At 72.6% G+C, this 10,468-nt stretch carries 10 protein-coding genes and 1 pseudogene; 5 read left to right on the plus strand and 6 right to left on the minus strand.

From position 1 onward, the window contains the following. Positions 1-5: 5 nt before the first annotated feature. The gene (gene deoC, locus ABT034_RS11450) at positions 6-965 is read right to left on the minus strand and encodes a deoxyribose-phosphate aldolase (RefSeq protein ID WP_351213720.1); all 960 of its coding nucleotides are present in this window, start codon (positions 963-965) and stop codon (positions 6-8) included. Between the two features lie 119 nt (positions 966-1,084). Between deoC and ABT034_RS11455 the strand changes: the two are divergent. From ABT034_RS11455 to ABT034_RS11465, 3 genes and pseudogenes are all read left to right on the plus strand, one after another. Continuing rightward, positions 1,085-1,267 (plus strand): annotated as a pseudogene (locus ABT034_RS11455) (class F sortase); the annotation flags it as partial. Between the two features lie 34 nt (positions 1,268-1,301). Next, complete coding sequence (locus ABT034_RS11460) at positions 1,302-2,030, plus strand: PH domain-containing protein (RefSeq protein ID WP_351213722.1); 729 nt, start codon at positions 1,302-1,304, stop codon at positions 2,028-2,030. An 81-nt stretch (positions 2,031-2,111) separates the two neighbouring features. Further along, entirely contained in the window at positions 2,112-2,591 is a 480-nt protein-coding gene (locus ABT034_RS11465; RefSeq protein ID WP_351213724.1) for a DUF1508 domain-containing protein, read from the plus strand. A gap of 294 nt (positions 2,592-2,885) precedes the next feature. Here ABT034_RS11465 and ABT034_RS11470 read toward each other — a convergent pair whose 3' ends face one another. From ABT034_RS11470 to ABT034_RS11480, 3 genes are all read right to left on the minus strand, one after another. Next, positions 2,886-4,538, minus strand: a complete 1,653-nt coding sequence (locus ABT034_RS11470) for a phospho-sugar mutase (protein WP_351213726.1) — start codon at positions 4,536-4,538, stop codon at positions 2,886-2,888. A 417-nt stretch (positions 4,539-4,955) separates the two neighbouring features. After that, positions 4,956-5,759, minus strand: a complete 804-nt coding sequence (locus ABT034_RS11475; RefSeq protein ID WP_351213728.1) for a purine-nucleoside phosphorylase — start codon at positions 5,757-5,759, stop codon at positions 4,956-4,958. A 189-nt stretch (positions 5,760-5,948) separates the two neighbouring features. Then, positions 5,949-6,386 (minus strand): gamma-glutamylcyclotransferase family protein, encoded by a 438-nt coding sequence (locus ABT034_RS11480; RefSeq protein ID WP_125745095.1) that lies wholly within the window; start codon positions 6,384-6,386, stop codon positions 5,949-5,951. Between the two features lie 242 nt (positions 6,387-6,628). Between ABT034_RS11480 and ABT034_RS11485 the strand changes: the two genes are divergently transcribed. After that, positions 6,629-8,068, plus strand: a complete 1,440-nt coding sequence (locus tag ABT034_RS11485) for an NAD(P)H-quinone dehydrogenase (protein WP_351213730.1) — start codon at positions 6,629-6,631, stop codon at positions 8,066-8,068. Between the two features lie 168 nt (positions 8,069-8,236). Beyond that, complete coding sequence (locus tag ABT034_RS11490; RefSeq protein ID WP_502972879.1) at positions 8,237-9,163, plus strand: DeoR/GlpR family DNA-binding transcription regulator; 927 nt, start codon at positions 8,237-8,239, stop codon at positions 9,161-9,163. Positions 9,164-9,237: 74 nt separating this feature from the next. Here ABT034_RS11490 and ABT034_RS11495 read toward each other — a convergent pair whose 3' ends face one another. Together ABT034_RS11495 and ABT034_RS11500 are read right to left on the minus strand one after the other, a co-directional pair. Continuing rightward, complete coding sequence (locus ABT034_RS11495; protein WP_351213734.1) at positions 9,238-9,783, minus strand: TetR/AcrR family transcriptional regulator; 546 nt, start codon at positions 9,781-9,783, stop codon at positions 9,238-9,240. A gap of 79 nt (positions 9,784-9,862) precedes the next feature. Further along, on the minus strand, positions 9,863-10,468 hold a 606-nt coding region (locus tag ABT034_RS11500; protein ID WP_351213736.1), incomplete at its 5' end, for a biotin/lipoyl-containing protein.

The following is a 10,468-nucleotide window of genomic DNA, read 5'->3' on the forward strand; positions in this document are numbered from 1 at the left end:
GTTGATCAGTCCACCGTCACGTAATCGGGGCCGGAGTAACGGCCGGTCGCCAGCTTCTGGCGCTGCATCAGCAGGTCGTTGAGCAGGCTGGAGGCGCCGAAACGGAACCAGTGGTTGTCCAGCCAGTCCTCGCCCACGGTCTCGTTGACGAGGACCAGGAACTTGATCGCTTCCTTGGTGTTGCGGATGCCGCCGGCCGGCTTCACACCGATCTGGACGCCGGTCTGGGCGCGGAAGTCGCGCACGGCCTCCAGCATCAGGAGCGTGTTGGCCGGGGTGGCGTTGACCGCGACCTTGCCGGTCGAGGTCTTGATGAAGTCCGCGCCGGCCATCATGCCGAGCCAGGAGGCGCGGCGGATGTTGTCGTACGTGGACAGCTCGCCGGTCTCGAAGATCACCTTGAGGCGGGCGCGGTCGCCGCACTCCGCCTTGACCGCGGCGATCTGCTCGAAGACCTCCAGGTAGCGGCCGGAGAGGAAGGCACCGCGGTCGATGACCATGTCGATCTCGTCGGCGCCCGCCGCGATGGCGTCCGCCGTGTCGGCGAGCTTCACCGGGAGCGCGGCGCGGCCGGCCGGGAAGGCCGTGGCGACCGAGGCGACCTTGACGCCGGAGCCCGCGGTGGCGGCCTTGGCGGTGGCGACCATGTCGGGATAGACGCAGACGGCGGCGGTCGTCGGGGTCGTGCGGTCGGTCGGATCGGGACGGACGGCCTTGGCGGCGAGCGCCCGGACCTTGCCCGGGGTGTCCGCGCCTTCGAGCGTCGTCAGGTCGATCATGGAGATGGCCAGGTCGATGGCGTACGCCTTGGCCGTGGTCTTGATCGAGCGGGTGCCGAGGGACGCGGCGCGCGCCTCCAGGCCGACGGCGTCGACGCCGGGCAGCCCGTGGAGGAAACGGCGCAGCGCACTGTCGGACGCGGTCACGTCGGCGAATGCGAGAGCTGCGGGTGCAGTGGTGGGCATGGTCACCAGTCGAGCATATCTACGCGCGTAGCGACCTGTACAGGGGGCGGGCTTCGCAGAGCCCGAGGTCACAGGGCGGCGACCGGCGTGGTGACGGCTGTCACACGCCCGTGACCCGCGCCGTCCTCCGCGTGCGCGAGCTGGAGCAGGTCGGCAAGGACGCCTTCCCGACGGCCAAGGTGTACGGCGACACCACCCGCCCCGAGCTGCGCGTGATCACCTGCGGCGGCGATCTCGTCGACGGCCACCGCCCCGACAACATCATTCTGTACGCCGATCTCGTGGCCACGCGGGCCGCCTGAGCCTCCACCGGCCCGCTGAGGCAGAATCGGCGGCATGACGACCCCCGAGCCGACCCCCGAGCCCAGCCACGAGCCGAGCCGCGAGTCGACCCCCGCGCAGCCGTCCGCGAACCAGCCGTCCGCGCAGCCGTCCGCGAACCAGCCCGCCGCGCAGCCGTCGTCACCCGACCGCGTCTTCCGGTCGCCGCTGGGGATCGCCAGCGGGGTGTTCCTGCTGCTCCTCGCGTGCGTGTTCGCCGGTGACGTGCTGCTGCGCGGCGAGGGCCGCTCACCGTGGCTCGCGCTCGCGGGTCTCGTCCTCGCCGTCCCGCTGATCGTCGCCTTCACCATCCGGCCCGCCGTGTACGCCAACGACGACCGGCTCCGCATCCGCAACCCGTTCCGGTCGATCACCCTGCCCTGGGCGACGGTCGCCGACGTCCGCGCCGGCTACTCCAGCGAGGTCCTCACCCGGGACGGCGTCAAGTACCAGCTGTGGGCCGTGCCCGTCTCGCTGCGCCAGCGCAAGCGGGCCGCCCGCCGCGCCGCCCGCGCCTCCCAGGACGACCCGCACGGCCGTACCTCGGTCAACGCCGACGTACGGGACAGCGCCTCACGGACGGCGCCCACCGACCAGACCGTCGCCGACCTGCGCGAGCTCGCCGAGCACCGCTCGGGGACGCCTGGGGCGCAGGGCGAGGCGCGGGTGCGCTGGGCGTACGAGATCGTCGGGCCCGCCGTCGCCGGGCTGCTGCTCCTCGTGATCCTCATGGCGACCGGCTGACCCCGAGCGCGACCGGCTGCTCCGTACCCTCCCCGCGCGTCTCAATAGATTGCCCCTGCCGAGACTGTGGGGGTGGGGGCGATGACCAAGGACACCGGTGTGTCCGGGACGCGTTGTCTGGTCGACGTGGGGGCCGACGGGCGGTACGGGTGGCGACTCGTCGCCCAGAACGGAAGGGTCGTCGCGCGGTCGGGGGGCTGCTACGACGACCACGCGGGTTGCCGCGACGCCTTCGCCGCACTGTGCGCCGGCCACGCCGAACTGGCCGGCGGGGTGCAGCACACCGCCGACGGCAACGGCTGGGTGTGGCTGCTCCGCGACGCCGAGGGGCGGCCCGCGGCCCTGTCGGGACGCTCCTACGAGCGGCACTCCACCCTGCCGTACCGCCTATGCGCGATTCCGTGCCCTGATCGCCGCCGAAGGCCCCAGGCGGGCCTCAACAGCCTTACGGTGAACGGAAGTTGCCCCGCGCACGCTCCTCGTTCACATCGCGTGGCGCACCCGGCCACCGGGCCGGACTTGTGTCCTTCCCGTGACGACCGAGACGACCGAGACGCTTGACCCGCCGCCGGGCAGACCGGCGGACCCGCCGCCGGACACGCCGAGACGGCTCCACGCCGACCCCGGCCTCCCCGACCGGGTCTTCCGCACGGTCGCCCGCACCGGCGGCGGGCTCGCTCTCTTCGTCATGCTGCTCGTCGATCGTCGAGCACGGGCCGACGGCGACGGTGTTCGGCTCGCCGCGCGACCCGCGTACGGAGGACTACGTCAACGGCCGCTTCGGCTGAGCGGCCCGTACGGAGACGACGGAAGGGCCGGCGCGATCCGCACCGGCCCTCCAGGGTTGCCGAGGTGTCAGAGCCCCGCGGCCGCCGAAAGATCCCGCTTGACCGCGACGAGCAGCTCCGCGGCCTTCGCGCGCGCCGGGGCGAGGTCGGCCGCGGAGGCGACCGGCACCACGACCTCCAGGTAGCACTTGAGCTTGGGCTCCGTACCGCTCGGGCGGACGATCACCCGGGCCTTGTACGCACCCTCCAGGTGGTAGCGAAGCCCGTCCGTCGGGGGCAGCGACTCCGTGCCCTTCGTCAGGTCCTCCGCCGAGACGACCGTCAGACCGGCCAGCGAGACCGGCGGCCGCTCGCGCAGCGCCGCCATGGCGTTCGCGATGACGCTCAGGTCCTCGACCCGCACCGACAGCTGGTCCGTGGCGTGCAGCCCGTGCTCCACCGCCAGGTCGTCGAGCAGGTCGGTCAGCGTCCGGCCCTGCTCCTTGAGCACCGACGCCAGCTCGGTGACGAGCAGCGCCGCCGTGATGCCGTCCTTGTCGCGGACGCCCTCCGGGTCGACGCAGTAGCCGAGCGCCTCCTCGTAGCCGTACCGCAGGCCCTCGACGCGGGCGATCCACTTGAAGCCGGTCAGCGTCTCCTCGTACCCGACCCCGGCCGCCTCCGCGATCCGGCCGAGCAGCGAGGACGACACGATCGACTCGGCGAAGACGCCGGTCGCGCCCTTGTGGACGAGGTGCGCGGCGAGCAGCGCGCCGACCTCGTCGCCGCGGAGCATCCGCCAGCCGCCGGTGACCGCCGGGTCCGGCACGGCCACGGCGCAGCGGTCGGCGTCCGGGTCGTTGGCGATGACCAGGTCGGGGTCCACGGCCCGGGCCGCCTCGAAGGCCAGGTCCATGGCCCCGGGCTCCTCCGGGTTGGGGAAGGTGACGGTCGGGAAGGCCGGGTCGGGCTCGGCCTGCGCGGCGACGAGCGCCGGCGGCGGGAAACCGGCGCGGGCGAACGCGGCCGTCAGGACGTCCTTGCCGACGCCGTGCATGGCCGTGTAGACGGTCCGGGCGGTACGGGGGGACCCGGGGGTCAGGACGTGGTCCGTACGCTCCAGGTAGGCGTCCAGGACCTCGTCACCGAGGGTGTCCCAGCCGTCCTCCGGGCGCGGTACGTCGTGCAGCGAGCGGATCGCGGCGATCTCGGCGGCGATCTCCGCGTCGGCGGGCGGCACGATCTGCGAGCCGTCGCCCAGGTAGACCTTGTAGCCGTTGTCGCGGGGCGGGTTGTGGCTCGCGGTCACCTCGACACCGGCGACGGCGCCCAGATGCCTTATGGCGTACGCGAGGACGGGCGTCGGCAGCGGGCGGGGGAGCAGCGCGGCGCGCAGCCCGGCGCCGGTCATCACGGCGGCGGTGTCGCGGGCGAAGTCGGCGGACTTGTAGCGGGCGTCGTAGCCGATGACGACGAGGCCGCCCTCCTCGCCCTTCGCCTTGAGGTACGCGGCGAGGCCGGCGGCGGCCCGGATGACGACCGAACGGTTCATCCGCATGGGCCCGGCGCCCAGCTCGCCCCGGAGCCCGGCGGTGCCGAACTGGAGGGTGCCGGCGAACCGGGCGGTGAGCTCGTCGCTCGCGCCACCGTCGAGGAGCGCGGCGAGCTCGTCACGGGTCTCCGGGTCGGGGTCCTCGGCGAGCCATGCCTGGGCCTGGGTGAGGAGATCGTCCTGCGTCACGGTGTGCCTTTCGGGGTGGGGCGGGCGGGTGGGCGGGGCGGAGCGGGCGGGTGCGGGGTGCGGGGTGCGGGTCCGGGGGCGGTGAGCCGCTGCGCGGAGCCTTCCCCCACCCCGCCCCTTCCCGAAACTGGGGGCAAGCCCCCAGCCCCCCGTACGGCCTGCGGCCGTGCCCTCAAACGCCGGGCGGGCTGAAAATCAACCCCGCCGGCGTTCGAGGCGCGGGGTCTGGGGCGGAGCCCCAGTTCGGGAAGTGGGGGTCCCCCCACGCCCCAGGGCGTAGGGGGAGGGGTGGGGCAGAAGCCCCGCGCAGCGGCCCCGACGGCCGAGGCCCGTGCCCCGGCGGTCGGAGGCCGCCGCAGCGCCCCGAAGCCCGTGCGGCCCCCCGGGGCCGAACGGCGCGAGGGGCGCCGAAGGAACTCAGATCCGGTCGAGGACCCGCGTCAGCAGCTCACCCATCCGCGCCGCCGAATCCCGCCCCGCCTGAAGAACCTCTTCGTGGTTCAGCGGCTCGCCCGAGAGCCCCGCCGCCAGGTTCGTGACCAGGGAGATGCCGAGGACCTCGGCGCCCGCCTCGCGGGCGGCGATGGCCTCGAGGACGGTGGACATGCCGACCAGGTCGCCGCCGAGGACGCGGACCATGTTGATCTCGGCCGGGGTTTCGTAGTGCGGGCCGGGGAACTGGACGTACACGCCCTCTTCCAGCGTCTCGTCGACCTCCTTGCACAGCGCGCGCAGCCGCGGCGAGTACAGGTCGGTGAGGTCCACGAAGTTCGCGCCGACGATCGGCGAGGCGGCCGTCAGGTTGAGGTGGTCGCTGATGAGGACGGGCTGGCCGGGGCGCATGCCCTCGCGCAGGCCGCCGCAGCCGTTGGTGAGGATGACGGTCTTGCAGCCGGCGGCGACGGCGGTGCGGACGCCGTGGGCGACGGACGCGACACCGCGGCCCTCGTAGAAGTGGGTGCGGCCGAGGAAGACGAGGGCGCGCTTGGCACCGATCTTGTACGAGCGGATCTTGCCGCCGTGGCCCTCGACGACGGGCGGCGGGAAGCCGGGGATGTCGGTGACGGGGAATTCGGCCTCGGGCGCGCCGAGCGCGTCGACGGCGGGCGCCCAGCCCGAGCCCATGACCAGGGCGACGTCGTGGTTCTCGACTCCGGTCAGCTCGCGCAGACGGGCGGCAGCGGCCTCGGCGGCCTCGTACGGGGTGGCAGTTGCGTTCACTGACTCTCTCGCCTCGGGGAGGGGGGTCCGAGGCGGGCCCCGGACGGATTTCCTACGCGCAGAAGCGTAGCCGGAGTTTGCCTACGCGCGTAGATGACGATGCCGACGGACATGCGATCGTTGTCTTGTCGTTTCCGACGAACGGCGCACACGGGCCCCCGTGCCCGCCCCTGGGGTGATCGTCCACCCTCAGCAGGGGCGCTTGCGCAACTCCATCACGTAGTCGTGCGGCGCGCCCGCGGACTCGGCCGCGTCGGCGACCTCGCCCAGGTACCGCGCGGACGGCAGCCCGCCCTCGTACCCGTTGAGCACGTACACCCAGGCGGGCTCCTCGCCGTCCAGGGTGTCCACCCGCACCCGCATCCGGCGGTAGATGTCGAGGCCGACGCCCTCCCAGCGGTCCATGGACTCCTCGTCCATGGGCGCGATGTCGTACAGCGCCACGAAGACCTGGGAGCGGGGGGCCTCCACGATCGTGGCCAGCGCTCCCTCCCAGCCCATCTGCTCGCCGCCGAAGGTAAGCCGCCAGCCGTTCAGCCAGCCGGTGCCGCGCAGCGGGGAGTGCGGTGCGCGGCGGCTCATCAGCCGCGCGTCGAGGTTGCCGGCGAAAGCGGCGTAGAGCGACATGGGACCGAGGGTACGGGAGGGGGCGGGGTGTCCGCCGAACTCCGAGGTGGCGACCGTGCGGCCACGCCCGCAGGAGGGCCGCGCCGCCGGGCGCGCCGCTTCGGGCGGGCCCCGGCGTGAGACCGCGCCGGGCGTGCGGGAGAATGGGGTACGCACTTGAAGCGTGCGGGACAATGGCGTACGCACTGCATCCCAGCGGGGGGACCCCCCGGCAGAACGAGAGCAACGAGGCGTAGATCCCAGTGACCCGGATCGTGATCATCGGCGGCGGACCCGGCGGATACGAGGCGGCCCTGGTGGGCGCCCAACTCGGCGCGGAGGTGACCGTCGTCGACACCGACGGCCTCGGCGGCGCGTCCGTCCTGACCGACTGCGTCCCGTCCAAGACGCTCATCGCCACGGCGGAGGTGATGACCACCTTCGACTCCTCCTACGAGGAGCTCGGCATCATCGTCGCGGACGACACCCCGCACCTGGAGCAGGCCGCCCGGGTCGTGGGCGTGGACCTCGGCAAGGTCAACCGGCGGGTGAAGCGCCTCGCGCTCGCCCAGTCGCACGACATCACCGCCTCCGTCACCCGGGCGGGCGCCCGGGTCCTGCGCGGCCGCGGCCGGCTCTCCGGCCGGCAGGCGATGGACGGCTCCCGCCAGGTGGTCGTCACCGCCGCCGACGGCACCGAGGAGTCGCTGACCGCGGACGCCGTGCTCATCGCGACCGGCGGCCACCCGCGCGAGGTGCCGGACGCCAAGCCGGACGGCGAGCGCATCCTGAACTGGACGCAGGTCTACGACCTCAAGGAGCTCCCGGAGGAGCTCATCGTGGTCGGCTCCGGTGTCACCGGCGCCGAGTTCGCCGGCGCCTACCAGGCGCTCGGCTCCCGGGTCACCCTGGTGTCCAGCCGGGACCGGGTCCTCCCCGGTGAGGACCCGGACGCCGCCGCCGTCCTGGAGGACGTCTTCCGCCGCCGCGGCATGAACGTCATGGCCCGTTCCCGTGCCGAGTCCGCCAAGCGGGTGGGCGACCGGGTCGAGGTCACCCTGGCGGACGGCCGGGTCATCTCCGGCACGCACTGCCTGATGGCGGTCGGCGCGATCCCGAACTCGGCCGGAATGGGTCTGGAGGAGGCCGGCGTCAAACTGAAGGACTCCGGTCACATCTGGACCGACAAGGTCTCCCGTACGAGCGCCCCCGGCGTGTACGCGGCCGGTGACGTCACCGGTGTCTTCGCGCTGGCCTCGGTGGCCGCCATGCAGGGCCGTATCGCGATGTACCACTTCCTCGGCGACGCGGTGGCCCCGCTCAACCTGAAGACGGTCTCGTCGAACGTCTTCACCGACCCGGAGATCGCCACCGTCGGCTACACACAGGCCGACGTGGACGCGGGCAAGATCGACGCCAAGGTCGTCAAGCTGCCGCTGCTGCGCAACCCGCGCGCGAAGATGCAGGGCATCCGGGACGGCTTCGTCAAGATCTTCTGCCGTCCCGGCACCGGCATCGTGGTCGGCGGCTGTGTCGTCGCCCCGAAGGCGAGCGAACTGATCCATCCGATCTCGATCGCGGTCGACAACAATCTGACCGTGGAACAGATCGCAAACGCTTTCACCGTGTACCCCTCCCTGTCGGGATCGATCGCGGAAGTGGCACGGCAGTTGCACACCCGGAAGTCCGCCGGCGAGGTGTAACTCCGCGTACCGGCACAAGGTGGATCAACGACGGGGCCTCCCATACCACTTGGAGGCCCCGTCTGTGTGCATCTTCTGCAATTCGGCGCATAGTGCTGAAAACTATCGGCCGGTCACGTTACTGTCAGTTTCGTGTTCGCTGCAGAACGTCGCCAGTTGATCCTCGAAATGGTGCGAGCCAATGGGGCCGTGTCGCTCCGCGAGCTCGCCCGCGTCGTCCAGACCTCTGAAGTGACCGTACGGAGAGACGTACGGGCCCTTGAGGCAGAAGGACTCCTCGACCGCCGGCACGGCGGTGCGGTGTTGCCGGGCGGATTCACGCGAGAATCCGGCTTCCCGCAGAAATCCCATCTCGCGGCCGCGGAGAAGACGGCCATCGCCGACGTCGCCGCGAGCCTCGTCGAAGAAGGCGAGGCCATCGTCGTCGGCGCCGGGACGACCACGCAGGAGCTGGCCCGCCGGCTCGCCCGCGTGCCCGGACTGACCGTGGTCACCAACTCCCTGCTCGTCGCCCAGGCCCTCGCCCACGCCAACCGGGTCGAAGTCGTCATGACCGGCGGCACCCTCCGCGGCTCCAACTACGCCCTGGTGGGCAGCGGGGCCGAGCAGTCGCTCCAGGGGCTCAGGGTCTCCCGCGCCTTCCTCTCCGGGAGCGGACTGACCGCCGAGCGCGGCCTGTCCACGTCCAACATGCTCTCCGCGAGTGTGGACCGGGCGCTCGTCCAGGCGGCGGCGGAGGTCGTGGTCCTCGCCGACCACACCAAGCTCGGCGCCGACACCATGTTCCAGACGGTGCCGACAGACGTCATCACCCGCCTGGTGACCGACGAGCCGCCCGCCCACGACGACCGGGCCGCCACCGAGCTCCAGGCCCTCGCCGACCAGGGCGTGCACATCGCCGTCGCCGGTACGGGCACCGCCAACGGCCCCGCGGGCGGAGACCAGGTCCCCCCGGGCGCCCGGCCCCGCCGTGACATGCCGCTCCCGGTCCAGCGCGGACGGATGGCGGCCGGCCAGTACCGGGGACCGGGCGGAGGGATGGCCGCCGAGACGTTCGAGCGCACGGCACGCGTCGCGGACATGCGCCGCCGCTGAGGTGCCCGGAGCCGGCCCGAGGGGCCTTCCCCCAGGGGCCCCCGCCGCCCGCACATACAGGACAGCGGTGTCACTCAGTCCTTGATGCCCCGCAATGTGAGCGCCAGCAGGCGGTCCGCCAACGCGCGGTCCTCCGGGCACTGTTCCGCCGCCAGCGCGATCGCGTTGGTCAGCTGCATCAGATCGCCGATCGACACGTCGTCGCGCACCTGACCCGCCTCCCGGGCGCGCCCGAGCAGCCGCTCACCCGCCGCGCGCAGCGGCTCGCTGCATCCGGCGAGCGCCGAACTCCGGTCGTACGACGCGGACATCAACGCGTGCGCGAGCCCCCGGTACTCGCCCGCGTGGGCGATCAGGGCCCGCAGCCACTCCACGAGCGCCCGGCACGGCTCCTCGGTCTCCGCCAATTCCGTGGACCGGCGCAGGAGTTCCGCCAGGGCCTCCTGGAAGACGGCGTTCAGCAGCTCGGCCCGGGTGGGGAAGTGGCGGTAGAGGGTGCCGATGCCCACGCCCGCGCGACGCGCGATCTCCTCGAGGGACGCGTCGGCGCCCTGAGCGGCGAAGGTGCCACGGGCCTCGGTGAGCAACCGCTCGTGGTTGCGGCGTGCGTCGGCTCGCATGGCGTGAGGTGCCCTCCCCTCGACGAAGGGCCCGCAGGCGACTGCCTGCGGGCCCTTCGTACCGTACTCGGTGCGACGGTCAGTCCTTGATGTCGCAGATGGCTGCGCCGGAGGTGACGGAGGCGCCGACCTCGGCGGTCAGGCCCTTGACGGTGCCGGAGCGGTGCGCGTTGAGGGGCTGTTCCATCTTCATCGCCTCGAGGACGACGATGAGGTCGCCCTCCTTGACCTCCTGGCCCTCCTCGACCGCGATCTTCACGATCGTGCCCTGCATCGGGGAGGCGAGGGTGTCACCCGAGGCGGCCGGGCCGGACTTCTTCGCGGCGCGGCGCTTCGGCTTCGCACCCGCCGCGATGCCCTGACGGGCCAGGGTCATGCCGAGGCTGGACGGCAGGGAGACCTCCAGGCGCTTGCCGCCGACCTCGACGACGATCGTCTCGCGGTTGCCCTCGTCCTCGTCCGCGTCCGCGCCACCCGGAGCGAACGGCTTGATCTCGTTGACGAACTCCGTCTCGATCCACCGCGTGTGCACCCGGAACGGATCCGCGGTGAAGTCGGGGTCGACGACCACGGCCTGGTGGAAGGGGATGGCCGTCGCCATGCCCTCGACCTTGAACTCCTCCAGCGCACGCGCCGCGCGCTGGAGAGCCTGCTCACGGGTCGCACCGGTCACGATCAGCTTGGC

Origin of the sequence: Streptomyces sp. NPDC002773 (assembly GCF_040295605.1) — a bacterium.
Classification (GTDB): Bacteria; Actinomycetota; Actinomycetes; order Streptomycetales; family Streptomycetaceae; genus Streptomyces.

Bases quoted from the DNA above. Each gene is read 5' to 3' on its own strand.
- ABT034_RS11495 (WP_351213734.1), bottom strand. From the start codon at position 9,783: ATGCGAGCCGACGCACGCCGCAACCACGAGCGGTTGCTCACCGAGGCC.
- ABT034_RS11490 (WP_502972879.1), top strand. From the start codon at position 8,237: ATGGTGCGAGCCAATGGGGCCGTGTCGCTCCGCGAGCTCGCCCGCGTC.
- deoC (WP_351213720.1), bottom strand. From the start codon at position 965: ATGCCCACCACTGCACCCGCAGCTCTCGCATTCGCCGACGTGACCGCG.
- ABT034_RS11460 (WP_351213722.1), top strand. From the start codon at position 1,302: ATGACGACCCCCGAGCCGACCCCCGAGCCCAGCCACGAGCCGAGCCGC.
- ABT034_RS11480 (WP_125745095.1), bottom strand. From the start codon at position 6,386: ATGTCGCTCTACGCCGCTTTCGCCGGCAACCTCGACGCGCGGCTGATG.
- ABT034_RS11465 (WP_351213724.1), top strand. From the start codon at position 2,112: ATGACCAAGGACACCGGTGTGTCCGGGACGCGTTGTCTGGTCGACGTG.